This window comes from Streptomyces xylophagus, from assembly GCF_000716435.1.
Taxonomy (GTDB): Bacteria; Actinomycetota; Actinomycetes; order Streptomycetales; family Streptomycetaceae; genus Streptomyces; species Streptomyces xylophagus.
Genome location: NZ_JNWO01000008.1, coordinates 423,288 through 447,195 on the forward strand (window position 1 = coordinate 423,288; position 23,908 = coordinate 447,195).

General features: G+C 69.5%; 21 protein-coding genes. 13 read left to right on the top strand and 8 right to left on the bottom strand.

Annotated elements, in window-relative coordinates; translation table 11 throughout:
* Window positions 1-267: 267 nt before the first annotated feature.
* The gene (locus OO70_RS21955; protein ID WP_043673883.1) at window positions 268-3,225 is read right to left on the bottom strand and encodes an AfsR/SARP family transcriptional regulator; all 2,958 of its coding nucleotides are present in this window, start codon (window positions 3,223-3,225) and stop codon (window positions 268-270) included.
* A gap of 209 nt (window positions 3,226-3,434) precedes the next feature.
* Here OO70_RS21955 and OO70_RS21960 point away from each other — a divergent pair, with 209 nt between their 5' ends.
* The 3 genes from OO70_RS21960 to OO70_RS21970 all read left to right on the top strand — a co-directional run bounded on the left by OO70_RS21960 (window position 3,435) and on the right by OO70_RS21970 (window position 6,376).
* Window positions 3,435-4,679 carry an amidohydrolase family protein gene (locus tag OO70_RS21960; RefSeq protein ID WP_043673885.1) on the top strand — a complete coding sequence of 415 codons (1,245 nt, stop codon included), beginning with the start codon at window positions 3,435-3,437 and terminating at the stop codon, window positions 4,677-4,679.
* Complete coding sequence (locus tag OO70_RS21965; RefSeq protein ID WP_043673887.1) at window positions 4,676-5,599, top strand: LLM class F420-dependent oxidoreductase; 924 nt, start codon at window positions 4,676-4,678, stop codon at window positions 5,597-5,599. The genes OO70_RS21960 and OO70_RS21965 overlap by 4 nt, the downstream gene beginning before the upstream one ends.
* Before the next feature lie 126 nt (window positions 5,600-5,725).
* Window positions 5,726-6,376, top strand: coding sequence for a response regulator transcription factor (locus tag OO70_RS21970; protein ID WP_043673889.1), 651 nt, complete (start codon window positions 5,726-5,728; stop codon window positions 6,374-6,376).
* 21 nt (window positions 6,377-6,397) lie between these two features.
* On the opposite strand, the gene OO70_RS21975 is transcribed toward OO70_RS21970, so the two are convergent.
* Both OO70_RS21975 and OO70_RS21980 read right to left on the bottom strand, forming a co-directional pair.
* Window positions 6,398-7,198, bottom strand: coding sequence for a hypothetical protein (locus OO70_RS21975; protein ID WP_043673891.1), 801 nt, complete (start codon window positions 7,196-7,198; stop codon window positions 6,398-6,400).
* Between the two features lie 61 nt (window positions 7,199-7,259).
* Window positions 7,260-7,994: a hypothetical protein gene (locus tag OO70_RS21980; protein WP_199827370.1), complete on the bottom strand. Its 735-nt coding sequence runs from the start codon at window positions 7,992-7,994 to the stop codon at window positions 7,260-7,262.
* A gap of 160 nt (window positions 7,995-8,154) precedes the next feature.
* On the opposite strand from OO70_RS21980, the gene OO70_RS21985 reads away from it, so the two are divergent.
* The 4 genes from OO70_RS21985 (at window position 8,155) to OO70_RS22000 (ending at window position 13,444) form a co-directional block, all read left to right on the top strand.
* Entirely contained in the window at window positions 8,155-8,925 is a 771-nt protein-coding gene (locus OO70_RS21985; protein ID WP_043673895.1) for an SDR family NAD(P)-dependent oxidoreductase, read from the top strand.
* 88 nt (window positions 8,926-9,013) lie between these two features.
* Entirely contained in the window at window positions 9,014-10,132 is a 1,119-nt protein-coding gene (locus OO70_RS21990; protein WP_078651497.1) for an LLM class flavin-dependent oxidoreductase, read from the top strand.
* A gap of 103 nt (window positions 10,133-10,235) precedes the next feature.
* The gene (locus OO70_RS21995) at window positions 10,236-11,957 is read left to right on the top strand and encodes an N-acyl-D-amino-acid deacylase family protein (RefSeq protein WP_043673900.1); all 1,722 of its coding nucleotides are present in this window, start codon (window positions 10,236-10,238) and stop codon (window positions 11,955-11,957) included.
* Between the two features lie 5 nt (window positions 11,958-11,962).
* Window positions 11,963-13,444: an aldehyde dehydrogenase family protein gene (locus OO70_RS22000; protein ID WP_051741492.1), complete on the top strand. Its 1,482-nt coding sequence runs from the start codon at window positions 11,963-11,965 to the stop codon at window positions 13,442-13,444.
* A 36-nt stretch (window positions 13,445-13,480) separates the two neighbouring features.
* Here the strand turns inward: OO70_RS22000 and OO70_RS22005 are convergent, their stop codons facing one another.
* Entirely contained in the window at window positions 13,481-13,873 is a 393-nt protein-coding gene (locus tag OO70_RS22005) for a nitroreductase/quinone reductase family protein (RefSeq protein ID WP_043673902.1), read from the bottom strand.
* 52 nt (window positions 13,874-13,925) lie between these two features.
* Between OO70_RS22005 and OO70_RS22010 the strand changes: the two genes are divergently transcribed.
* Window positions 13,926-14,777: an endonuclease/exonuclease/phosphatase family protein gene (locus OO70_RS22010; protein WP_043674125.1), complete on the top strand. Its 852-nt coding sequence runs from the start codon at window positions 13,926-13,928 to the stop codon at window positions 14,775-14,777.
* A gap of 17 nt (window positions 14,778-14,794) precedes the next feature.
* On the opposite strand, the gene OO70_RS22015 is transcribed toward OO70_RS22010, so the two are convergent.
* Window positions 14,795-16,336 carry a CehA/McbA family metallohydrolase gene (locus OO70_RS22015; RefSeq protein WP_043673904.1) on the bottom strand — a complete coding sequence of 514 codons (1,542 nt, stop codon included), beginning with the start codon at window positions 16,334-16,336 and terminating at the stop codon, window positions 14,795-14,797.
* Window positions 16,337-16,574: 238 nt separating this feature from the next.
* On the opposite strand from OO70_RS22015, the gene OO70_RS22020 reads away from it, so the two are divergent.
* Together OO70_RS22020 and OO70_RS22025 are read left to right on the top strand one after the other, a co-directional pair.
* The gene (locus OO70_RS22020) at window positions 16,575-19,160 is read left to right on the top strand and encodes a bifunctional FO biosynthesis protein CofGH (protein WP_043673907.1); all 2,586 of its coding nucleotides are present in this window, start codon (window positions 16,575-16,577) and stop codon (window positions 19,158-19,160) included.
* Between the two features lie 80 nt (window positions 19,161-19,240).
* The gene (locus OO70_RS22025) at window positions 19,241-19,801 is read left to right on the top strand and encodes a hypothetical protein (RefSeq protein ID WP_043673909.1); all 561 of its coding nucleotides are present in this window, start codon (window positions 19,241-19,243) and stop codon (window positions 19,799-19,801) included.
* A 24-nt stretch (window positions 19,802-19,825) separates the two neighbouring features.
* Here the strand turns inward: OO70_RS22025 and OO70_RS22030 are convergent, their stop codons facing one another.
* Window positions 19,826-20,254, bottom strand: a complete 429-nt coding sequence (locus tag OO70_RS22030) for a nitroreductase family deazaflavin-dependent oxidoreductase (protein ID WP_043673912.1) — start codon at window positions 20,252-20,254, stop codon at window positions 19,826-19,828.
* Window positions 20,255-20,349: 95 nt separating this feature from the next.
* On the opposite strand from OO70_RS22030, the gene OO70_RS22035 reads away from it, so the two are divergent.
* Window positions 20,350-20,883, top strand: coding sequence for a MarR family winged helix-turn-helix transcriptional regulator (locus OO70_RS22035; protein WP_051741482.1), 534 nt, complete (start codon window positions 20,350-20,352; stop codon window positions 20,881-20,883).
* 125 nt (window positions 20,884-21,008) lie between these two features.
* Window positions 21,009-21,932 carry an NADP-dependent oxidoreductase gene (locus OO70_RS22040; protein ID WP_043674130.1) on the top strand — a complete coding sequence of 308 codons (924 nt, stop codon included), beginning with the start codon at window positions 21,009-21,011 and terminating at the stop codon, window positions 21,930-21,932.
* On the opposite strand, the gene OO70_RS22045 is transcribed toward OO70_RS22040, so the two are convergent.
* Together OO70_RS22045 and OO70_RS22050 are read right to left on the bottom strand one after the other, a co-directional pair.
* Window positions 21,922-22,113 (bottom strand): DUF397 domain-containing protein, encoded by a 192-nt coding sequence (locus tag OO70_RS22045; protein WP_043673914.1) that lies wholly within the window; start codon window positions 22,111-22,113, stop codon window positions 21,922-21,924. The genes OO70_RS22040 and OO70_RS22045 overlap by 11 nt on opposite strands.
* The gene (locus OO70_RS22050) at window positions 22,110-22,922 is read right to left on the bottom strand and encodes a helix-turn-helix domain-containing protein (protein ID WP_043673916.1); all 813 of its coding nucleotides are present in this window, start codon (window positions 22,920-22,922) and stop codon (window positions 22,110-22,112) included. Before OO70_RS22050 ends, OO70_RS22045 begins: the two co-directional genes overlap by 4 nt.
* 112 nt (window positions 22,923-23,034) lie before the next feature.
* Here OO70_RS22050 and OO70_RS22055 point away from each other — a divergent pair, with 112 nt between their 5' ends.
* The gene (locus OO70_RS22055; RefSeq protein WP_043674132.1) at window positions 23,035-23,460 is read left to right on the top strand and encodes an ATP-binding protein; all 426 of its coding nucleotides are present in this window, start codon (window positions 23,035-23,037) and stop codon (window positions 23,458-23,460) included.
* Window positions 23,461-23,908: the final 448 nt, after the last annotated feature.

Below are 23,908 nucleotides of genomic sequence, written 5' to 3' on the forward strand. Positions count from 1 at the left end.
CTCCCCTGTGTTGTGCGGTGACTGGACAAGATCCGCCCGGCAACTCCCCCGAGGACTGCCGGACGGATCTTGCGGGCCGGTTCACCCTAAAGGTCCGGCCCTGTGTCGTTCCGCCTGCCCCCCGACGCGACGGCCCGACACGATTGAGAGTGCCGGGCCGCGATAAACGAACGATGAACGCCCGCCCAGAGCACGGCGGGTGCGCGGGGAGGGCCCGGGCGGGAACCCCACGCGCGGGCCCCTTCCGGAGCCCGTGCCGCCGTGCCTTCAGGCCGCCGCCGACGGAGTCAGCAGGCCCCTGACCTCCTGCGCCTCCGGAGCGCCCAGCGTCTCGAAGATGTCCAGCGCCTCCCGCCAGCAGACCTGCGCCCGGTCCAGCTGGCCGATGCCGGTGAGGGCGCGGCCGAGCACCGTGAGGACGTTGCCCTGCCGCCAGTCGCCGCCGACGCCGCGCAGCACCGTCAGTGCCATCTCGGCGTTCGCCGCCGCCTGGGCGGGACGCCGTGCCGTGAGGTCGAGTTCGGCGAGCCGGAAGACGGTCATGCCCTCCCACAGGCGCTGCCGTCGGTCCCGGAACACCCGCAGGGCTTCCTGGAGGCACTCGGTCGCCTCGGCCAGCCTCCCGCTCTGAGTGAGCGCGAGGCCAAGCGCGTAGCGGCCGTTGGCCCCCTTCAGGTCGTGCTCCATGTCGTCGTACATCGCGGTGCCCTGCCGGGCCAGTGCGACCGCGCTCTCCGTGCGGCCGGTCGACAGGTGGGTGCGGGAGAGGTTGCAGAGGGCGCTCGCCTCTCCCGGACGGTCCCCGACGACCCGGAAGTTGTCGAGGGCGCGGGTGAAGTGCTGTTCGGCGTCCTCGAAGCGGCTCTGGTACATGGCGACCGCGCCGCTGATGTTCGACGACCAGCAGCTGGTGAGCGCGTCGCCCTCCGTCTCGGCCAGCTCGATGGCCCGCTCGCCCTCCTGGACGGCCGCGTCGAACCGGCTGCCGGAGACGTGGTGCACGAAGGCCAGTGCCATGAACGTCCGTGCCTCGGACCGGGAGTCGCCCGTCTCCTGGGCCACTTCGCGCAGCCGTTCCGCGACCGCCTCGTACTCCTTGGAGTTGGTGCCCGACTCCGCCAGGTCGCACGCGGCCCACAGGGTGTCCACGGCCCGCCGCAGCGTGCCGGTGTGGGCGGCCTGGCGGACGCAGGCCAGCAGGGAGACCGCCTCGGCGTACAGCCAGTCCTGTGCCGCGTGCCGGTCCGAGAAGACGAGCCCCGGGTACTCGGCGTGCTCCAGGTGGTCCACCAGCCGGTCGCCGGGCCGTTCGATGAGGTACACGCCCGAGACGGTGGAGAGGTAGAAGTCCAGCAACCGGGAGAGCGCGGCCTCCCGCCCGCTCGGCGGCGACTCGTCCCGCTCCGCACACGCACGCGCGTAGAGCCGCACCAGGTCGTGGTACCGGTACCGCCCCGGAGCCGCCGACTCCACCAGCGACGTGTCCACGAGGGACTCCAGCACGTCCTCGGTCTCCTCGACGGGCAGGTTCAGTACGGCCGCCGCCGCGGCCAGCGAGATGTCCGGACCGTCCGCCAGCCCCAGCAGCCGGAACGCCCGCGCCTGCGCCGGCTCCAACTGCCCGTAGCCCAGCTCGAAGGTGGCCTTCACGGCCAGGTCGCCGGCCTGCAACTCGTCCAACCGGCGCCGCTCGTCCGCGAGTTTGGCGGCGAGGACCGAGACCGTCCACGTACGGCGGGCCGCCAGCCGGGATGCCGCGATCCGGATCGCCAGCGGCAGGAAGCCGCATGCGGCGACCACGTCGAGGGCGGACTCCCGTTCCGCGGCGACCCGTTCGGCGCCCACGATCTTCGTGAAGAGCTGCAACGCCTCCTCGGGGGACATCACGTCGAGGTCGACGAGATGCGCTCCGGCCAGGTCCACCATCCGGACCCGGGAGGTGACCAGCGCCGCGCAGCCCTCGGTACCGGGGAGGAGCGGGCGCACTTGGGCCGCGTCCCGAGCGTTGTCCAGCAGCACCAGCACCCGGCGGCCGTCCAGCACCGACCGGTACAGCGCCGAGCGTTCCTCCAGGGAGTCCGGTATCGCGGAGTCCGCGGTGCCCAACGCCCGCAGGAACGCGCCCAGTACGGTCTCCGGTTCCGCCGCACGCGAGCCCGCGCCCTGGAGGTCGACGTACAACTGCCCGTCCGGGAAGGCGGATCGCGACTGGTGGGCCACGTGCACGGCGAGGGTCGTCTTGCCGACGCCCCCGATGCCGGCCAGCGCCGAGACCGCCATCACGCGGCCCTCGGCGGATGCCAGGACATCGCTCAGTTCCGATACGAAGGACACGCGTCCGGTGAAGTCGGGGACCGTCGCCGGGAGTTGGTGGGGCCGGACCGGTGCCGGCACGGTCTCCGCGGCCGGTGCGGACGGCTCCGCGAGGCCGGGGTCGGCCTGGAGGATGCGCTGCTGGAGTTCGCGCAGGCCCGGGCGCGGGTCCACGCCGAGTTCGTCGGCGAGCAGGCGCCGGGTGTCCGCGTAGACCGCGAGGGCCTCCGCCTGGCGGCCGGAGCGGTACAGGGCGAGCATCAGCAGCTCGCGGAGGCGTTCCCGCAGCGGGTGGGCGGCCGTGAGGGCCGTCAGCTCGCTGACCGCCTCCGCGTGGCAGCCCTGCTCCAGGTCCATGTCCAGGCGCGATTCGAGGAGTTGGAGCCGCCACTCCTCCAGGCGGACCCGCTGTGCCTCCGCGTACGGACCCGGCAGCCCGGCCAGCGGCTCCCCGTCCCACAGCGCCAGCGCCCGGCCCAGGAGATCCCGCGCGTGGCACAGGTCACCCGCCGACTTCGCCTTCTCCGCCTCGTTCGCCAGGTCGTGCACCACCGACGCGTCCAACGCGCCCTCGGGCAACCCCCGTACGGCGTACCCGCCCGACTCGCTGACGAGGACCCCGGCGTCCAGCGCCTTGCGCAGCCGGGACGCGTACGTCCGTACCGCGGCCAGCGCCTGCGACGGAGGGTCGTCACCCCACAGCGCGTCGATCAGCTCGCCGGCGGTCGCCGTCCGCCCCTCGCGCAGCAACAGCGCGGCCAGCAGGGCGCGTTGCTGGGGAGATCCCGTGGGCAGCGAAACAGGGCCCCGCCAGGCACGTACCGGACCGAGCACGCTGAACCGCAGCGCCGTCGACTCTTCCGAGCCGGGTTCAGGGCGCCGCTGCTCCGGTACTCGCGGTCCACCGTCCATCGCCGTTCCCCCTAGGCATGCCTGATAACTACGACAGTTTGCCTTGTCCGCGGCGGATGCGTCAGCTCTCGGAGACACCGCTCACACCTGGCCGCGCGGGATATCACAAGGCCCTCACACGGCCTGCGCACAGTTCCGCACACAACCGAGCACCCCGAACCCGTATCCAGCTAGCTGACGGGTCGTCAGATCGGCGCTACCGTGGCGCCATGGACACCCAGAACACCGACCCGGCGACCCTCCCACTGATCATCTCCGTCGACGACCACACCGTGGAGCCCGCCGACGTCTGGCAGCACCGGCTGCCCAAGAAATACCTGGACACAGGACCTCGCATAGTCCGCGCGCCACTGAAGGAAATGACCTTCCTGGGCGGCCGGTTCAAGCCCGTCATGGGCGAGCCCGGCGACGACGGACCCATCGGCGACTGGTGGGTGTACGAGGATCTGCACCGCCCCCTCACCCGCCTCGACACCGCCGTCGGCTACAGCAGGGACGAGATCAAGCTCGAAGTCATCACTTACGAGCAGATGCGTCCCGGCTCCTACGACGTCCCGTCCCGGCTCGCCGACATGGACGTCAACCACGTCCAGTCCGCGCTCTGTTTCCCCACCTTCCCCCGCTTCTGCGGCCAGACGTTCACCGAGGCCGCCGACCGCGAACTCGGGCTGCTCTGCGTGCGCGCCTACAACGACTGGATGGTGGAGGAGTGGTGCGGCCCCGACGCGCGCGGCCGCCTCATCCCGCTCCCCCTGATCCCGCTCTGGGACCCGGAGTTGGCCGCCGCCGAGGTCCGCCGCAACGCAGCCCGGGGCACCCGCGCCGTCGCCTTCTCCGAGATACCCCCGCACCTCGGCCTGCCCTCCATCCACACCGACGACTGGGACCCGTTCCTCGAAGCCTGCGCCGAGACGCAGACGGTCATCGCCATGCACATCGGCTCCAGCAGCCGCATGCCGTCGACCTCGGCCGACGCCCCGCCCGCCGTCGGCTCCACGATCACCTTCGCCAACTGCTGCTATTCGATGGTGGATTGGCTGATGAGCGGCAAGTTCGAACGCTTCCCCGACCTCAAAGTCATGTACGCCGAGGGCCAGATCGGCTGGATCCCCTACATCCTGGAGCGCGCCGACGTGGTCTGGGAGGAGAACCGCGCCTGGGGCGGAGTCGCCGACAAGGTCCACCGCCCGCCGTCCGAGATCTTCACCGACCACGTCTACGGCTGCTTCTTCGACGACGCCTTCGGCCTGAAGAACCTGGACTCGATCGGCGTGGGCAATGTCCTCTACGAGACCGACTACCCCCACTCCGACTCCACTTGGCCCAAGTCCCGCGAGGTCGGCGAGGCCCAGATGGGGCACCTGGCACCGGACGTGGTCGAGCGGATCGTACGAGGCAACGCGATCGAGTTGCTGGGGCTGACGCCGGAAGGCCTGTGGGAGGGCCCCAAGTGACCGGCCTCGCCTACGGCATCCAGCTGCCCGTCCAGTCCCAGAGCACCATCTACGCCGAGCCCTGGGAGGCCGACGCGGGTCCGGGCGACCTCGTCGAGATAGCGCAGGCCGCCGACCGGGCGGGCTTCGCCTACATCGCGGGCTGCGACCACGTGGGCGTCCCGCGCCGCCTCGCCACCGCCATGAGCACGATCTGGTACGACCCCGTCGCCACCCTCTCCTACCTCGCGGGCGTCACCGAGCGCGTCCAACTCCTCAGCCATGTCGCGGTCGTGGGCCTACGGCACCCGCTGCTCACCGCCAAGCAGTACGCCACCCTCGACCACCTGAGCGGGGGCCGCCTGATCCTCGGGGTCGGTGCCGGGCACGTGCAGGAGGAGTTCGAGGTGCTGGGGGTCGACTTCGAGCGCCGCGGGCCGGTCCTCGACGAGACGATCGACGCCCTGCGCGCGGCCCTCGGCCCGGACGAATTCCCCGAGCACCACGGCAAGTTGTACGACTTCGAGGGACTCGGGCAGCGGCCACGCCCCGCGCAGGAACACGTCCCCCTCTGGGTCGGCGGATCGTCCCCCGCCGCCGTACGCCGGGCCGCGCTCAAGGGCGACGGCTGGCTGCCGCAGGGCGACCCGCGCGCCAAACTGCCCGCGCAGCTCGAACGGATACGGCGACTGCGCGAAGAGGCCGGGATCGAGGGCCCGTTCGTGTTCGGGGCGATCACCGAACCGCTGTACATCGGTGAACCGGGGTGGGAGGTCGGGCGGCGCACGCTCACCGGCGCACCCGAAGTCCTCGCCGAGTCGCTGCGTGCCTACGGCGCGATGGGCGTGGACCAGATCCAGGTCCGCTTCCGCAACCGGGACCGGGCCGAACTCACCGACCAGATAACCGAGTTCGGGGCGGAGGTGGGACCCCTGCTCTGATCACCTCCTCTTCGAGCATGATCACCGCCTGTTTGAACGCAGTCACGGCCTGTTTGAACATGGTCACGCCGAGCCGCGTATGTATGGACGTACGGACGTCATGGCTCCGGCGGAAGGACCCCTTACGTGCGATCCTCCCAGCGATTCGTGGTCGCCCTGGCCTCCGCCGGCTGTACCTGGCCGCACGAGGACTGGCCGCCCCCGGACGATCCGTACGTGAGCGGTGTCCTGCATGTCTCCCCGCCCTACGACGGGCTGGCGGAGACAACCGCGGACGTCGTCGTGCTGCACTGTGAGGATCCGGCCGTGTCCTTTCCGGGGCTGCTGGAGGTCCTCCGCACCCGGGGTGTCCCGGCGCTCGTGGTCAGTCCGCGCCAGGACACCGAAGCGGTGGTCGAGGTGTTCCGGGCCGGGGCGGGCTATCTGGTCGAGGGCGACCACTGCCCCGCGATGATGTCCTCGGCGGTGATGGCGGCCACCGTCGGGCACACCTACCTCTCTCCGTCCGCCTGCGACGCCCTGCGCGAGGGGGCCGGGCGGATGGCCGCGACCGACGACGCGATGCAGCGGCTGCGCGCGCTGCTCTCGCCGCGCGAGCAGCAGATCATGGAGCTGCTGTCGACCGGCCTCGGCGCACGGCAGATCGGGCAGCGATTACGGCTGAGCGAGAAGACCGTCCGCAACAACCTCAGCAACATCTACGCCAAGCTGGACGCCAGGAGCGGCACGGACGCGGTACTGCGCTGGCTGGGAACCACGCCCGTGCTTCGCACCTGAGAACCGTCCGGGAACTCCGGATCAGGGTGCCGGGACCTCCGTCAACGGTATTTCCACGTCGGTGACATTGTCGCCGCCCTGACCGAATCCGGCCTGTTCGGATTCGGACTGGAGGGCCTTCGTGGAGTTCGGAACCGAGTCCGCCGCGGTGGTCTCGCATTTCACATTCCGCAGCCAGAGCCGCCCGTCGGGCGTTCCGTTGTTCAGGATCTGCGGATAGAAGACGTGTACCGTCGCCGCGCCCTCGCTCGGCGCGAAGAACACCGTCTGACCGTCCTGTGCCTCCTTGTACGTGGCCTTCAGGAATCCGCTCACATCGGTGCGCTTGGCGGACCACATGTAGAAGGCGGTGCTGTCCGCCTGCACGGTGTCCGTCCGGCTGAACGCCAGTGTGGTCGTCTTGTCGTCACGCGTGATGTTGATGGTCGACGTGCTGAATTCCAGGCCGACTTCGAAGAGTGAACTCCCGAGTTTCGTGCCGGCCTCGGTGACGGTCCCCTCCTCCACCTGGAGGGTCCGGGTCACCGACGTACTGACGTTGAAAGTCTTCGTCGCGGTGCTCGTGGAACCGCAGTTGTCACTCACCGGAGAGACGCGTTCGTTGGGCCCGAGGCTGTTCGCCTTGAACTGGACGTCGACGAACTCGCAGTTGGCCAACTTGTCGGAGTCCGCGGAACAGTCGGCGGTCACTTCGGAGGGGGTCGCGGCGTTCGCCTGGTTCATCAGCGGGACGATCACCGCGAGCGCCGCCACGGGGGCCAGGGCGAGGGTGATGCGCTTCTTCTTGCTCCGGTGGCTTCTGGTGCGGCCGGTCCGGGACATGGGTATCTCCTGTGGGGTGTAAGGGAGTTGAGCTGCGGGTTTGTGAAGGCCGGCCGGAGGCTCAGCAGTCCTCCAGGACCGCCTTGGAGGTGCCGTCCACGACACCGGGGGCGCCCGCCGCGCCCGGCAGGATCACGGGTCCCTCGACGACGTCCGGTGCCACGAAGTTCTGTTCGGGGGAAGGGTTCACGGCGAAGCTGCCGGGATCGGCGTCGATCCGCACCCGCCATTCGCCGGTCATCCGCTGGAGTTTCGGCGTGAACTCCATGTGGAGCACCTTGCCGACCGGCACGTCCCGCGCTTCCGTGTCCCCGGCCGTCGCCGACTTCACGGTCATGTCCAGGGTTCCCTTGTGCTTGGCCCAGGACCCGCTCAGGAATCCGAACAGGCCACCGCCGCCGCCCTGTTGGGTGGAGACGTACTTTCCCTGACCTTGGGCCGCGGTCGACGACCAGGTGATGGAGACCTTGGCCGGATCGGTCGCGTTGGGCTCGCAGTTCGGGAAGTCGATGGACGCCTTTTCGGTGGGTCCGTCGAAGGTCTCGAAGTTCGTCTCGACGAAATCGCAGTTGTCGGCCGCGAAACCGTCCGCGAAGGCGCCGCCGAAATCCTCCACCGACCGTTGCTCGCCATTGACCACCGCGGACCTCTCGCACATGGCCACGATCTGGTCCGGTGTCTTCGCGTCGGCCGCGTTCGCCGACGGCAGCAGGGTGACGACCGCCCCGCCCGTGGCGAGTGCCGCGCCGATCGCCACGTACCTGACTTTCCTGTTGCGCAATCTCCGCTTTGCCATGACACGCATTGTTGGAGTCAAGGCGAGGTATGGCCAGGGTCAAATGTCCCTACCCCGCGGTCACTTCAAGTGTGCTTGTGCAATCCCGCGGTCTTCATCTGACGCTTCGTCAGATACGGCGCTACGATGACCTGCATCCACCGATCCCGAGGAGGCCCGCATGGGCAAGTTGGACGGGCGTGTCGTTCTGGTCACCGGGGCGGCGCGCGGGCAGGGGGAGCAGGAGGCGCGGCTGTTCGCGGCCGAGGGGGCGAAGGTCGTCGTAGCCGATGTGCTGGACGAGCAAGGGGAGGCGCTGGCGAAGGAGTTGGGCGCGTCCTACGTCCATCTCGATGTCGGCGACGAGGCGGACTGGGGTGCCGCGGTGGGGGCCGCCAAGGAGACGTACGGGCGGATCGACGGGCTGGTCAACAACGCCGGCATCCTGCGGTTCAACTCCCTTGTGGACACGCCTCTCGACGAGTTCATGGAGGTCGTGCGGGTCAACCAGGTCGGCTGTTTCCTCGGGATCAAGACCGTGGCGCCGGTGATGGAGGACGGCGGCACGATCGTCAACACGGCCTCGTACACGGCGGTGACGGGGATGGCGGCGGTGGGGACGTACACCGCCACCAAGCACGCCATCCTCGGGCTCACCCGGGTGGCCGCGCTGGAGCTGGCGAGCCGGCGGATACGGGTCAACGCCGTCTGCCCCGGCGCCGTCGACACCGCGATGTCCAACCCGGCGCGGCTGGACCCGGACGCCGACCCGGAGGAGATGACCCGGGCCCTGGACGAGCTGTACCGCAAGCTCGTGCCGCTCGGGCGGATCGGGCGGGCCGACGAGGTGGCGCGACTCGCGCTGTTCCTGACGTCGGACGACTCGTCGTACATCACCGGGCAGCCGTTCGTGATCGACGGGGGATGGCTGGCGGGGGTCTCCGTTATCTGACGAGGCGTCATCTATTGACGAATCTGACGCTACGTCAGAAAGTCGTAGCACTCATAGAGACCATCTGGACTTGGGACGGTGAACCTCCTTGGAATTCGGGCTCTTTGTACAGGGATACGTGGGCAAGCGAGCCGAGACCGACCCGCTGGCCGAGCACAAGGCGCTGATGGAGGAGACCGAGTACGTCATCCAGGCGGACAAGTCCGGCTTCAAGTACGCCTGGGCGTCCGAGCACCACTTCCTGGAGGAGTACTCGCACCTCTCGGCCAACGACGTCTTCCTCGGCTATCTCGCCCACGCGACGGACCGCATCCATCTCGGGTCGGGCATCTTCAACCCCCTCGCGCAGGTCAACCACCCGGTGAAGGTCGCCGAGAAGGTCGCCATGCTCGACCATCTCACCGGCAACCGCTTCGAGTTCGGGAGCGGGCGGGGTGCGGGCAGCCATGAGATTCTCGGGTTCATACCGGGCGTCACCGATATGAACTACACCAAGGAGATCTGGGAAGAGACCATCGCCGAGTTCCCCAAGATGTGGCTCCAGGACGAGTACGTCGGCTTCCAGGGCAAGCACTGGCAGCTGCCGCCGCGGAAGATCCTGCCCAAGCCGTACGGCAAGGCGCACCCCGCGATGTGGTACGCCGCCGGGTCGCCTCCCTCGTACGCCATGGCCGCGCGGAAGGGGCTCGGTGTCCTCGGGTTCAGCATCCAGAAGGTGTCCGACATGGAGTGGGTGCTGGAGCAGTACAAGACGGCGATCGTGGACGCCGAGCCGGTGGGCGCGTTCGTCAACGACAACGTGATGGTGACGACCACAGCGATCTGTGCGCCTACGCATGACGAGGCGATCCGGATCGCGACCAGTGGGGGGCTGCACTATCTGCCCTCGTTGGTGTTCCGGTACCACGACACGTTCCCTCGGCCCGAGGGGTTCCCTGTGTGGCCGGAGACCCTGCCTGAGTACACGCCGGAGTTTGTCGAACTCCTCGTGGAAGAGGAGCTGTTGATCTGTGGGGATCCGGATGAGGTGCTCACTCAGTGCAAGCGGTGGGAGCAGGCCGGGGCGGATCAGTTGAGCTTCGGGTTGCCGGTGGGGGTGCCGAAGGAGGAGACGTTGCAGACGATTCGGTTGATCGGGGAGCACGTGATTCCGAAGATCGACACGGATCCTGTTCACCGGACTACGCGGTTCCGGGAGACGGCCTGAGGTTGTACGGCGGCTGCGGGTGCGTGGGGGCTGGTCGCGCAGTTCCCCGCGCCCCTAAAAGCAAAGGGCATTGTTCATCACGGAGTTGAGGAGGCTGGCCCTCGTGCTCGATCACGTCATCAAAGGGGCGACGGTTGTTGACGGGACCGGCTCGCCCGCATCCATCGCCGACGTCGGTATCCGCGACGGCCGGATCGCCGTCATCGGCACTGTCACCGAGGAATCCCGCACCACCGAAGATGCCGCCGGGCTCGTCCTCGCCCCCGGTTTCGTCGACCCCCACACCCACTACGACGCCCAGCTCTTCTGGGACCCGTATGCCACGCCGTCCCTCAACCACGGGGTGACGACCGTCGCCGCCGGGAACTGTGGGTTCACCCTCGCGCCCCTGAAACCGCAGGACGCCGACTACACGCGCCGGATGATGTCCAAGGTCGAGGGGATGTCGCTGGTCGCGTTGGAGGAGGGGGCGCCCTGGAGCTGGCGTGGGTTCGGGGAGTATCTGGACGCGCTGGAAGGGCGGATCGCCGTCAACGCCGGGTTCATGGTGGGGCATTGTGCGTTGCGGCGGTACGTGATGGGGGCGGATGCCGTGGGTGGGCAGCCGAGCGAGGAGCAACTCGCGGAGATCGTGGGGCTGTTGCACGAGGCCATGGACGCGGGTGCCTGGGGTTTCTCCACCACCCAGTCCTCCACCCACTCGGACGGCGACGGACAGCCGGTCGCCTCCCGGCATGCCCGCCCGGCGGAACTGCTGGCCCTCTCGCGGGCCGTCGGGGAGCACGAGGGGACGCAGATCGAGGCGATCGTCGCCGGGTGTCTGGATCAGTTCAGTGATGCGGAGATCGATCTGTTCGTCGAGATGAGCGCGGTGGCGGGGCGTCCGCTGAACTGGAATGTGCTGACCGTCGATGCCGCTGTGCCCGAGCGCGTGCCTCGGCAGTTGTTCGCGAGTGAGCGGGCTCGGAAGGCCGGGGGGCGGGTCGTCGCCCTGACCATGCCGATCCTCACGCCGATGAACATGTCCCTCGGCACCTTCTGCGCGCTGAACCTGATACCCGGATGGGGGCCGATCCTGAGCCTGCCCGTGCCGGAGCGGATCGCCAAGCTGCGCGAGCCGGACGTACGGGCCGAGATGCTGCGGAACGCCAACAGCAAGGAGGCCGGGGTCTTCCGGCGGCTCGCGAACTTCGGGCGGTATGTGATCGGGGACACGTACAGCGCGGCCAACGAGGGGCTGACCGGGCGGGTGGTGAACGACATCGCCGCGGAGCGAGGGCAGGAGCCCTTCGAGTGTCTGGTCGAGATCTGTGCGGCCGACGAGCTGCGGACGGTGTTGTGGCCGATGCCCTCCGACAACGACCCGGCCTCCTGGGCCTTGCGCGCCGAGACCTGGCAGCACGAGGACGTGTTGCTCGGCGGGTCCGACGCGGGGGCGCATCTGGACCGGATGTGCGGGGCGCCGTACACGACTCGGTTTGTCGGGGACTGTCTGCGGGGGCGGAAGTTGGTGGGTCTTGAGCAGGCCGTGAAGATGCTGACCGATGATCCGGCTCGGTTGTTCGGGCTGCGGGAGCGCGGGCAGGTGCGGGAGGGCTGGCATGCGGACCTGGTGCTCTTCGACCCGGAACGGATCGACGCCGGCAAGGCCACCCTGGTGCACGACCTGCCGGGTGACAGCCCGCGCCTCGACTCGAAGGCGATCGGGATACGGGCCGTGTGGGTCAACGGAGTTGAGGCCATCCGGGACGACGTGGTGAGCGGGAACGTGCCGGGGCGGGTGCTGCGGTCGGGGCGGGACACCAGGACGGTGAGCACCAGGTGAGCTCCTTGACCTCTGGGACCTCTGGGACCTCCCAAGTGGCGGACGGGCAGCGGCTGTTCGTCGGTGGGGAGTGGGTCGAGCCGGACGGCGGGCACTATGCCGTGGTCGATCCGGCGACCGAGGAGACCGTGGGGTGGGCGCCGGAGGCCTCGCGGAGTCAGGTGTTCGCCGCCGCCGCCGCGGCGCGGGAAGCCCTCGGGCCTTGGTCGCGTACGCCGCCCGAGGAACGCGCGGCGATCCTCGGGCGGGCCGCGGACATCATCCGTGGCCACCTGGTGCCGTACGCCGAACTCGCCCAGGCGGAGACCGGTGCGACGACCGGTACCGCGCGGGGCATGCAGGTCGGGGTGGCCGCCGCCCGGTTCCGGCGGTACGCGACCGTGGAGCCGGCCGAGTGGGCGATCCCGCCGCAGGTCAACGAGGCCGGACCGTTCGGGCGGGCCGCCGTCATGGGCGCGCTCGCCGTACGGCAGCCGGTCGGTGTCGTCACCTGCATCACGTCGTACAACAACCCGTGGGCGAACCCCGCCGGGAAGATCGCCCCCGCCCTCGCCATGGGCAACACGGTCGTCGTGAAACCGGCGCCGCAGGACCCGCTGTCCGTCTACCGGATGGCCGAGGCGCTGGAGGCGGCCGGGGTGCCGCGCGGGGTCGTGAACGTGGTCAACGGGCGTGCGGTGGAGGTCGGTGAGGCGGCCGTGGAGTCGGCCGATGTCGACATGGTCAGTTTCACCGGGTCCACGGCGGTCGGGCAGCGGATCGCCGAGGTGTGCGGGCGGGACATGAAACGCCAGTTGATGGAGTTGGGCGGGAAGGGCGCGGCCGTCGTCTTCGACGACGCGGACCTCGCCTCCGCCGTCTCCGGCATCGGTACGACCTTCTCCTTCTACAGCGGGCAGATCTGCACGGCGCCGACGCGGGTGCTGGCGCAGCGGGGCGTGTACGACCAGGTGGTCGAGCAACTTGCTGCCTACGCGGGCCGGTTGAAGGTCGGGGACCCGCGTTCGCCGGACACGGTGGTCGGACCGGTGATCTCGGCGGCCCACCGGGAGCGCGTCGAGTCGTATGTCGAACTGGGCCGGAAGGAAGGCGCGGTGGTCGTCACGGGCGGTGAACGCCCGTCCCACGGACCGGGGTTCCACGTCGCCCCCACCGTCCTGGCCGACTGCGGCGCCGAGATGCGGGTCGTCCGGGAGGAGATCTTCGGCCCGGTCGTCGTGGTCGTCCCCTTCGACGAGGAGGAGGAAGGAATCGCCCTCGCCAACGACAGCGACTACGGCCTCATCGACTACGTCTGGTCGGGCGACGTGGCCCGGGCGTTCCGGGTGGCCCGGCTGCTGCGGGCCGGCGGAGTGGGCGTGAACACCGTGGGGCGCAACATGGAGGCGCCGTTCGGAGGGTTCAAGAAGAGCGGGGTCGGACGGGACGTCGGCTCGTACGCGCTGCACGCGTACAGCGAGGTGCAGGCGATCGTCTGGCCGGGGTGAGGCCAGATCCTCCGTACCCCGCCCGTTGCCCTCGGCTCACTTCTTCAGATCCACCCGCACCGTCAGCAAGCTCGACCCCATCGCCTTCACCGCCACGCTGTTGAAGCGGGGGAGCGTGCGCAGGCGGGCCTGAGGGTCGTCGTCCGGGAGCAGGTGGGCGGTGCCGGTGTGCCAGCGGCCCAGGATGCGTACCCGTACCTCCGGGTTCGCCTTGATGTTGCGGACGTACTGGGAGAGTTCGCCGAACTCCGAGACCAGCCAGAAGGTGTCGCCGACGCGGCGTCCGCCGAGCGGGGTGCGGCGGGGCTCGCCGGAGACGCGGCCGGTGGTCTCCAGGACGGTCTGGGTGGGGAGGCGGCGCGTCACCGAGTTCAGCAGGCGCTGGAATCTCGTGACATTGCGGTACTTGGACTCGGGGGTGCTCGGCATCGGTTTCCGGATCTCCTGTCGGCTGGCTGTGTCCGTGGACTTCAATGATCCCGTGCGCGTCGTGACGTGGAACCTGTGGTGGCGGTACGGGCCCTGGGAGGCCCGGCAGAAGGCGATTCTCGCCGTGTTGCGGGAACTGCGGCCCGATGTCGTCGGGTTGCAGGAGGTGTGGGATGCCGGTGGTTCCGGTGGTTCCGGTCGCGAGAATCTCGCCGAGTGGCTCGCCGGGGAGCTCGGCCTGCACTGGACGTGGGGAGCCTCTCACGATCCCGGGTTCTGGCAGCGGCGCCTCGGCGATCCCACCGTCGGTATCGGCAACGCCGTCCTCAGCCGCTGGCCCATCGCCGAGCAGGCCGTCCTGCCCCTGCCGCCGGGCGACGGGGACGGCGGCCGGCTCGCGCTGTACGCGGGGCTGGACGCGCCGGGGCACCGCGTCCCCTTCTTCACCGTCCACCTCTCCTCCGCCACCGACGCCTCGGCCGTACGGTGCCAACAGGTCACCGCGCTCGCGGAGTTCGTCGCCGCGCACCGGGGCGACGGGCCCTTCCCGCCCGTCGTCACCGGCGACTTCAACGCCTGGCCGGACTCGGACGAGGTGCGCCTGTTCGGCGGGTACAGGACGGCGCCGCCCGTGCCCGGCCAAGTCCTCATCGACGCCTGGGACTTCGCCGAGCTGGGGGCTCCCTCTGCCACCTGGGACCTCGCGAATCCTTACGTCGCGGGCACGTTCGGGCCGAACGTCCGCATCGACTACGTCTTCGTGGAGCCGACGGGGAAGGGCGGGCTCGGGCATGTGCGGGGCGTACGGCGGGCGGGGGACGGGCCGGTCGACGGGGTGTGGCCCACGGATCACGCGGCGGTCGTGGTCGACCTGAGCGACGAACTGGGCGATGGAACGGCCTAGTTCACCGGCCGCCCAGTTCACCGTTTGGCTTCGCCCAAGAAGATCGGATTCGTGAACGCGGCCAACGCCCCCGGCACCGGTCCCGCCGCCGTCTCGTGCCTCAACTCGGCCCGTACGTACGCCGCGTAGGACGGAGTCGTCCGCCACTCCACGGTGCCCGCGCCCGCGACCGGCAGCGGATCGCTGGTGAACAGCGTGCCCTGGTCCGTCACGAAACGGACCGAGCAGCGCGGCGCACCGGTCACCTCCAGACGGACGGTGACCGGGGTGTCCCGGGCGACCTCCAACCGCCCGCCGATACCGGCGTGTTCGCCCTTGGGTCCCGTCGCCGTGAAGGCCAGCGAGACGTTGTTCGACTCGGCGACATAGGAGTGCCCCGCCCGGATGCCGTCCTGGATCGCCTCCCTCGTCAAGTCCTCGGCGAGGACGACGGTTTGGGGCAGGCCGATCGCGTCCGGGGCGCGGTGGGCGTCACTGTTGCCCATCGCCGGAAGCCACTCCCGGTTCTCCCGCACGGACGCCACGAGCGTCGCGTCCCAGGACGCCAGGGCGACCTCGTCATCGGGCGTGTAGGGGCCGTTCCACACCTCGACGGCGTCCGCCTCGCCGAAGCCGAACTTCCAGGCGCAGCCGATGCAGGTGGCGTGCGGATGGGCGGGCACGACCAGGCCGCCGGCCCGGCGGATCTCGCGGGCGAAACGCCCGAAGCGGTTGTCGCGCGCCCGGTACCGCCAGTCGACGAAGGTGCCCGGCTCGGTGCCGAGGGCGACGACGTGACCGTTCCTCGTCGTCACCTCCTCGCCCACCATGATCAGCAGGTCGTCGCCCGCCTCCGAGGCCCAATGGGGGTGCGAGGACTGGGTGTTGTGCTCGGAGGAGTTGATGAAGTCCAGGCCCGCCGCACGCGCCAGCGCCGCGATCTCGGCGGGGGTGCGGCGCCCGTCCGAGTACCAGGAGTGCAGGTGGCAGTCACCCCGGTACCAGGCCCGCCCCCGCCCCTTCGCCCGCTCCGGCGGATACACCGGCTGCGGCGCGACGCCCGGTTCGCCGTAGGTGAGCGTGATCGTGAGCTCGTACGACAGTCCCTGCGGGGACACCGTGTACGGGCCCAGCGCGACGTGCCAGACGCCGGCGTGCACCGGGCCGGGGATGTACCCGGGCGTCGCGTCGTCCACCCGGATGAAGAACTCCGTGCGCGCCCCGCCCGACCAGCCCCGGAAACCCCGGCCGCCGAGGTCCGTTCCGTGCTGGTCGAAGATGCCGATGTCGAGGGCGTTGCCCTGGGTGCCGGCCGGTACGGACGGCCTGTCGTACGTGTAGGCCACCTTGATCTCGTTGACCCCCGTGGGGACCTCGACCGGTACGTACACGAAGTCGGGGGAGCCGGTCGGGAGCGTGCCCCGTACCGTCCGGGTCTCCTGGGCGCCGCTTGCCGGGGTCGCCGCACCGCTCGCGAAGGTCACGCTTCCCAACGTAAGCGCGGCGGTGGCGCCCGTCACGATCAGCGCGCGTCTGTTCATCCCGTTTTCGTGACCGGTTCCGTGATCGTCGTCGCACATGCTGCTGCTCCCGGGGTGTCGTGAGTGACAGGGATGGTGCAGAGCTGACCTGTACGACTCTGATAGTCGGCTGTGAACTCCCGTGCAAGGACAGGGAATCGGCGGGTGTCGGGAAACCGGAGTCGGAACGGGGAGGGCGGAGCGCCCCGCTGCCAGTGACACCGTGTAACGATCTGCCCGGCCGGAACGAATCGGGCGTCCCTCTTTGGCCTGATCACACCGATCGTATGCTCGAAGGATGACGACTCCCGCGAGCTCCGGAACCGGCCCGACCGAGAACTCCATGCGTCGCGCCCTCAAACGCGCCCGTGACGGCGTGGCCCTCGACGTGACGGAAGCGGCGGTGCTGCTCCAGGCCCGCGGCGAGGCCCTCGACGACCTCACCGCGTCCGCCGCCCGGGTGCGCGACGCGGGCCTGGAGGCGGCCGGCCGCCCCGGCGTGATCACGTACTCCAAGAGCGTCTTCATCCCCCTCACCCGCCTGTGCCGCGACAAGTGCCACTACTGCACCTTCGTCACCGTCCCCGGCAAGCTCCGCCGCGCCGGCCACGGCATGTTCATGTCCCCGGACGAGGTCCTCGACATCGCGCGCCGGGGCGCCGAACTCGGCTGCAAGGAAGCCCTGATCACCCTCGGCGACAAGCCCGAGGACCGCTGGCCCGAGGCGCGCGAGTGGCTCGACGCGCACGGCTACGACGACACGATCGCGTACGTCCGCGCCATCTCCATCCGCATCCTGGAGGAGACGGGCCTGCTGCCCCACCTCAACCCCGGGGTGATGACCTGGACGGACTTCCAGCGCCTGAAGCCGGTGGCCCCGTCCATGGGCATGATGCTGGAGACGACCGCGACCCGCCTCTGGTCCGAGCCCGGCGGCCCGCACTACGGCTCCCCGGACAAGGAACCCGCCGTACGGCTAAGGGTGTTGGAGGACGCGGGCCGTTCCTCCGTCCCCTTCACCTCCGGCATCCTGATCGGCATCGGCGAGACGTACGAGGAGCGCGCGGACTCCCTCTTCGCCCTGCGCAAGATCTCCCGGTCGTACCACGGCATCCAGGAACTGATCATCCAGAACTTCCGCGCCAAGCCGGACACGGCGATGCGCGGCATGCCGGACGCGGAGCTGGACGAGCTGGTGGCCACGGTCGCGGTGGCGCGGCACATCATGGGCCCGTCGGCCTGCCTCCAGGCACCCCCCAACCTCGTCGACTCGGAGTACAAGCGCCTGATCGGTGCGGGCATCGACGACTGGGGCGGAGTCTCCCCGCTGACCATCGACCACGTGAACCCCGAACGCCCGTGGCCGCAGATCGAGTTGCTGCGCGACCAGTCGGCGGAAGCGGGCTTCGAGCTACGCGAACGCCTCTGCGTCTACCCGGAGTTCGTGGGCCGCGGCGAACCCTGGCTGGACCCGCGCCTGTTGCCGCACGTACGCGCACTGGCGGACCCGGAGACGGGCCTGGCCCGTGAGGACGCGAAGGTCGAGGGCCACGCGTGGCAGGAGCCGGAGGAGGCCTTCGTGTCATCCGGCCGCACGGACCTCCACACCACCATCGACACGGAGGGCCGTACGTCCGACCGCCGTGACGACTTCGACGAGGTCTACGGCGACTGGGCCGCCCTGCGCGAGGCGGCGGCGCCCGGCATGGTCCCCGAGCGCATCGACACGGACGTACGACAGGCACTGGTGACGGCGGCCGACGACCCGACGAAGCTCACCGACGCGGAGGCCCTCGCCCTGCTGCACGCGGACGGCCCGGCGCTGGACGCGCTGACGCGGATCGCGGACGACGTACGGAAGTCGGTGGTCGGCGACGAGGTGACGTACATCGTCACGCGCAACATCAACTTCACGAACGTCTGCTACACGGGCTGCCGTTTCTGCGCCTTCGCGCAACGCCGTACGGACGCGGACGCGTACACGCTCTCCCTGGACCAGGTGGCGGACCGGGCCCAACAGGCCTGGGAAGTAGGGGCGGTCGAGGTCTGCATGCAGGGCGGTATCCACCCCGACCTGCCCGGCACGGCGTACTTCGACATCGCGAAGGCGGTGAAGGAACGCGTCCCCGGTATGCACGTCCACGCCTTCTCCCCGATGGAGGTGGTGAACGGCGCGACGCGCACCGGCCTCTCCATCCGCGAGTGGCTGACGGCGGCGAAGGAAGCGGGCCTGGACACCATCCCCGGCACGGCGGCGGAGATCCTGGACGACGAGGTCCGCTGGGTCCTCACGAAGGGCAAGCTGCCGACGGCGACCTGGATCGAAGTCGTCACCACGGCACACGAGTTGGGCATCCGCTCCTCGTCGACGATGATGTACGGCCATGTCGACCAGCCGCGCCACTGGCTGGGCCACCTCCGCACCCTGGCCTCCATCCAGCAACAGACCGGCGGCTTCACGGAGTTCGTGACGCTGCCGTTCATCCACACGAACGCGCCGGTGTACTTGGCGGGGATCGCGCGCCCGGGCCCGACGATGCGGGACAACAGGGCGGTGGTGGCGATGGCGAGGTTGTTGCTCCACCCCCACATCCCCAACATCCAGACGAGCTGGGTGAAGTTGGGCTCGGAGGGCGCGGCGGAGATGCTGCGCTCCGGGGCGAACGACCTCGGCGGCACGCTGATGGAGGAGACGATCTCGCGGATGGCGGGTTCGTCGTACGGCTCGTACAAGTCGGTGCGGGATCTGGTCGCCGTGGCGGAACTGGCGGGAAGGCCCGCGAGGCCGCGCACGACGCTCTACGGCGAGGTCCCGGAGGAGCGGCAGCGGACGGCGGCGGTGTCGGACGGGCACCTGCCGGAGCTGCTGCCGGTGCTGGACTGAGGTCAGGGTGTGCGGATGGGGGCCGGTACGATGATCCGACCCCTGTTCGATAGGGATGTGGGGGCTGTGTAGCTGAGGAGATGCGTGCCGTGCCTGCCTCGAAGGTCTGGGTGACCGGTCTGACGGTGGGAGCGATCGCCGCGGTCACGGTCCTGGCCGTCCAGGCCAACAAGGGGCCGCACCCGAAGGCGTCCGCCGCCCGCCCGCACGCCTCGGCGTCCGCCCACGCGTCCACGTCCCCCAAGCCGCACACGACGGCAGCCGCGGTACCGGCCTCCTCCGGTACCGGCCGGCGCATTGTCTACGCCGTCGGCCAGAAACGGGTCTGGCTGGTCGACGCGAGCGACAAGGCGTCCCGCACGTTCCCGGTCTGGCCGGGCACGGTGAGCCCCGACCCCGGCAAGTACACCGTCTCGGTCCGCAAGGACGCCACGACGGGCTCCGACGGCGTCCAGATCGAGAACATCGTCTACTTCGCCACCAAGTCCGGCCTCAACATCGCCTTCTCCAACGCGCTGGACGGCTCCTCGCCCCCGCCGGCTGCGGGCAAGTTGACGGGCGGCGTGCGGATGGGGAAGGCGGACGGGGCGGCGCTGTGGACGTTCGGGACGACGGGCACGAAGGTGACGGTCGTCAAGTAGGGGAGATTCCCGATCGCCGGGCCGTCACGACCGGGTGAGTTCGAGAACGGGGATGGTGCGGACTCCCGCGGTCTGGCGCGCGTACTCGGCGAAGCCGGGGTAGCGCCGTGCCTGCTCGGCGTAGACGCGGTCGCGCTCGGCGCCGGACAGATCGCGGATCGTCACCCCGTATGTCTCGGTTCCGCGTTCGACGCTGCCGCCACCGGCAGTGGCCAGGTTGTAGTACCAGTCCGGGTTGGCGGGTGCTCCGCCCCTGGTCGCGAAGACGTAGATGATGCCCGGCTCGGTCTCGTGCGGAAGGTACATCACCGGGGTGACGTGCTCCTGCCCGCTCCTGCGGCCGAGGTGGTGCAACAGGACGATCGGGGCGCCCTCGAACACCCCGCCGACCTGGCCCTCGTTCGCTCGGAACTCGGCGATGGTCTTCGCGTTCCAGTCGTTCGGGTCGGTCATGTCGGACTCCTGTTGTTCGCTGCCCCAGGATGGTCGCATGTTGTCATGTAAACAATCGCCCGATCCCAAAGTACACCCCGGGTAGGCTCGGCGGTATGGATCAGGAGGCGCTGGACGAGCGGGAGACCCGGGCCTGGATCGCTTTCCAGCGCATGCGCATCGAGGTGAACGAGGTGCTCGCCCGCAGGCTGGCGCGCGACTTCGGGCTGACCGAGGCGGACTTCGTGGTCCTGCTGAGGCTGTCCAGAAGCCCGGAGCACAGGCTGCGCGCCCGCGACATGGCGACCGCGCTGCACTGGGAGCGGAGCCGCCTGTCTCGCCAGGTCTCCCGGATGGAGACGCGCGGTACGGTCGCGCGCGCACCGAGCGAGGGTGATGCCCGCGGCTACGACATCGTCCTGACGGCTGCGGGCCGGACCGCGTTCCAGGCCGCCTGGCCGGCCTGGGTGGAGGGAATCCGCCACTGCTTCGCCGACGTGCTCTCCCGGAAGCAACTCGACGCCCTCATCGACGTCGCCGAGACGATCGACGGCCATTACAGCGCCCACCACGACTCCGGCGCCGAGACGATCGACAGCCACTACAGCGCGGCGCTGCCCGGGCGAACTGAACGGCCTGATACGGACTGACGGTCCGGCGCGGCCCGACCCGACCCTCCATTTTGTTGACGTGTAACCATTCAAGACTTAGCGTGTGAGTGCTTTGTTTACATGACAACGAAAGCCTGCTCCAGCCGAATGGAGATGTGGAGATCATGCCCAAGGCAGTCAGGTACGACGGGTTCGGCGGGATCGACGTGTTGCGGGTCGACGAGGTGAAACGCCCGGCACCCACGGACGGGCAGGTTCTCGTGCGGGTGAAGGCGGCCGGCATCAACCCCAGCGAGGCAGCCATCCGCACCGGGGCGGTGGCCCAACTGTTCCCGTCGACGTTCCCGTCCGGGCAGGGCAGCGACCTCGCCGGGGTCATCGAGGAAGTCGGTGCGGGAGTCGGCGGATTCTCGCCCGGCGACGAGGTGATCGGGTTCAGCAACAAGCGGGCCTCCCAGGCCGAACTGGTCCTGGTCGAGGCCGGCGACCTCACCCACAAGCCGGCGAACGTCTCATGGGAGGTGGCCGGCAGCCTGTACGTCGTCGGCGTGACCGCGTGGGGGGCGGTGCACGCCGTTCAGCCCAAGGAGGGCGAGACCGTCGTCGTCTCCGGAGCCGCCGGGGGTGTCGGCTCGCTGGCCGTCCAACTCGCGCGCCGGACCGGGGCCACGGTCATCGGCCTGGCCGGCGAGAGCAACCACGAGTGGCTGAAGAACCACGGAGTGGTCCCGGTCGCGTACGGCGACGGAGTCGCCGACCGGATCAGCGCCGCCGCGCCGAACGGCGTCGACGCCTTCATCGACACCTTCGGCCAGGGCTATGTCGAGTTGGCCCTCGCCCTCGGAGTCGCGGCCGAGCGGATCGACACCATCGCCGATTTCGCGGCCGCCGCGAAGTACGGCGTGAAAACCGACGGTGGGGCAGCGGCCGGGCCGGGCGCCAAGGTACTCACCGAACTGGCCGGGTTGATCGCCGACGGACATCTTGAGGTACCCATCGCGAACGTCTACGCGCTGGCGCAGGTCCGAGAGGCCTACACCGAGCTCGAACGCCGCCACACCCACGGCAAGATCGTCCTCAAGCCCTGACCGCGAACCCCACGAACTCGCCCCAGGCGGCACCTGTGATCGCGAGGCGTGCGCCCGCCTTGTCCTTTGAGTCGCGTACGTGGATGGTGGGGTCGGCAGGGGCGATGGCGACCTCGACGCAGTCAGGCTCGTCGTTGCCGCTGTAACTGCTCTTGAACCACACCAAGCTTGAGGAGGTCATGTCTCTTCTCCCAGCATTTTCTCGATGAACGACAGCGACTCCCGAGGCGAGAGAGCCTGCGCTCGGATCATCCCATAGCGCATTTCCAAGATCTGGACCTCCCGAGGAGTGCTGATCACTCGGCTGTGGAGCTCGGCCGCCGAGTACCCCAGCGTCTTTCCGCCCCGGAGTTTCAGCACACGGAACGAGCCGCTCACGCTCGCGTGGTCCTCCCGGTCCGTGGGCATCACCTGGATCTCCACGTGCCGCAACTTGCCTACCTCCAGCAGGTGTTCAAGCTGTTGCCGCTGCACCATTCTGCCCCCGACCGGCCGGCGCAGCGTCGACTCCTCCTGGACGAAGGTGATCAACGTCCGAGGCACGCGCTCGAAGACCTCCTTGCGCGCCATGCGAGCGGCAACGAGACGTTCGATCTCCTCTTCCGTATACGCGGGGCGCCGCATCTCGTACAACGCCTGTGCGTACTCCGGAGTTTGGAGCAGGCCGTGAATGTGCAGGGCGGTGTAGGCCCCCATTTCCACGGCCTCGTCCTCCAGGTTCTTCAGGTCGCGAACCTTCTTCGGGTAGCGCGCTTGCTCCACGTCCTCCTTCATCGCGGAGATCTTCCCGCCCGCCCCTGTCGCCTCGTCCGCCTTGTCGAGGAACTCCGGCTTGGCGGCCCGTCGCCCTCGCTCCACCGAGGACACCATCTCCTCGCTGTACCCGACCCTCACCCCGAACTCCGCCTGCGACAGCCCGGCGGCCTCCCGCCACATCTTGATCTGACGGCCGACCGCCTTCAGTACGGCCATGGCCTCTTCGTCGTCCACACCGCCACCTTCCGCACACGAGCCGGACGACCCCGGACAGCACCCGGACAGTCGCGCTCCGTACCGACATGAATGCTGTTCAGGGTAGACAGGAGTGACCACGCTGAGTGATGTGAACGAAGAAATCACTCAAGCCGCGCCCCTGGTACGGCACTTCACCGTGCTGTTGTCCGCGACCCGGCGGGGAGCCCGCCTGGCCCGGCTCCTCACGGAACGTCAACTCGCCGACTGGGGACTGCCGTCCGAGGCGGCGGAGCACGTCGTCGCCGAACTCGCCGCGAACGCCGTCGTGCACGGACGGGTACCGGGGCGCGATTTCAGGCTGGACCTACGGCTCGACGCATTCGGCATGCTCCGTATCGAGGTGACGGACGCCCGAGGTGATCGGGTCCCCCATATCCCGAACTCGGCCTCGGTGTGCGCGGAATCGGGGCGCGGGTTGCTGCTCGTGGCCGCGTACGCGGACCGTTGGGGTGTCGATGAGGCACCCACCCCCTGCAAGACCGTGTGGGCGGAACTCGTGTTGGGGCGGGGGTGAGGGGGTTGCGGTGGCTCTGAGCTGCGAAGTGAACGTTGGGCCGCCCGCTTCTTGGTCAGTGTCGTGCTTCCGTGCCCCGAGTAAAGGGCGCTCCGCTGCGCTGCGCGTCGGCTGCGCCGATTCCGCTTCGCTGCACCCTTGACTCGGTGCACTCCAGCCCGGTTGAGAAGCGAGCGGGCGGCCCCGGGGAACGGGTGGCCCAGGCATGTCTTCCCTTGCCTGGGCTGCCTTGCGGGCCGGTGTGGTGGGGGCGCGCTCGCGTCTCGCCTGCACGCCGGGCTGGCTCGGCGGCCAACGGCCGGTGGGCTGGTGGGTGGGGGCACCCGCATCGGGTGGTCGGGGGGTCTGCAGGCTGGGGTAATTTCTAACCTGTCATGGGGTATGTGAGTGGCTAGTCCGGGACCCGGCTTCCAGCAACCCCCACCCTCCGATGCGGCTGCCCCCACCC

What these genes read in the sequence shown, in the direction of transcription:
- OO70_RS22005 (WP_043673902.1), bottom strand. Translation starts at nt 13,873, where the DNA reads ATGCCGAGCACCCCCGAGTCCAAGTACCGCAATGTCACGAGATTCCAG.
- OO70_RS22035 (WP_051741482.1), top strand. Translation starts at nt 20,350, where the DNA reads ATGGATCAGGAGGCGCTGGACGAGCGGGAGACCCGGGCCTGGATCGCT.
- OO70_RS21975 (WP_043673891.1), bottom strand. Translation starts at nt 7,198, where the DNA reads ATGTCCCGGACCGGCCGCACCAGAAGCCACCGGAGCAAGAAGAAGCGC.
- OO70_RS22025 (WP_043673909.1), top strand. Translation starts at nt 19,241, where the DNA reads ATGCGTGCCGTGCCTGCCTCGAAGGTCTGGGTGACCGGTCTGACGGTG.
- OO70_RS22020 (WP_043673907.1), top strand. Translation starts at nt 16,575, where the DNA reads ATGACGACTCCCGCGAGCTCCGGAACCGGCCCGACCGAGAACTCCATG.
- OO70_RS22030 (WP_043673912.1), bottom strand. Translation starts at nt 20,254, where the DNA reads ATGACCGACCCGAACGACTGGAACGCGAAGACCATCGCCGAGTTCCGA.
- OO70_RS22040 (WP_043674130.1), top strand. Translation starts at nt 21,009, where the DNA reads ATGCCCAAGGCAGTCAGGTACGACGGGTTCGGCGGGATCGACGTGTTG.
- OO70_RS21960 (WP_043673885.1), top strand. Translation starts at nt 3,435, where the DNA reads ATGGACACCCAGAACACCGACCCGGCGACCCTCCCACTGATCATCTCC.
- OO70_RS21985 (WP_043673895.1), top strand. Translation starts at nt 8,155, where the DNA reads ATGGGCAAGTTGGACGGGCGTGTCGTTCTGGTCACCGGGGCGGCGCGC.
- OO70_RS22045 (WP_043673914.1), bottom strand. Translation starts at nt 22,113, where the DNA reads ATGACCTCCTCAAGCTTGGTGTGGTTCAAGAGCAGTTACAGCGGCAAC.
- OO70_RS21980 (WP_199827370.1), bottom strand. Translation starts at nt 7,994, where the DNA reads ATGGCAAAGCGGAGATTGCGCAACAGGAAAGTCAGGTACGTGGCGATC.
- OO70_RS22015 (WP_043673904.1), bottom strand. Translation starts at nt 16,336, where the DNA reads ATGTGCGACGACGATCACGGAACCGGTCACGAAAACGGGATGAACAGA.
- OO70_RS21955 (WP_043673883.1), bottom strand. Translation starts at nt 3,225, where the DNA reads ATGGACGGTGGACCGCGAGTACCGGAGCAGCGGCGCCCTGAACCCGGC.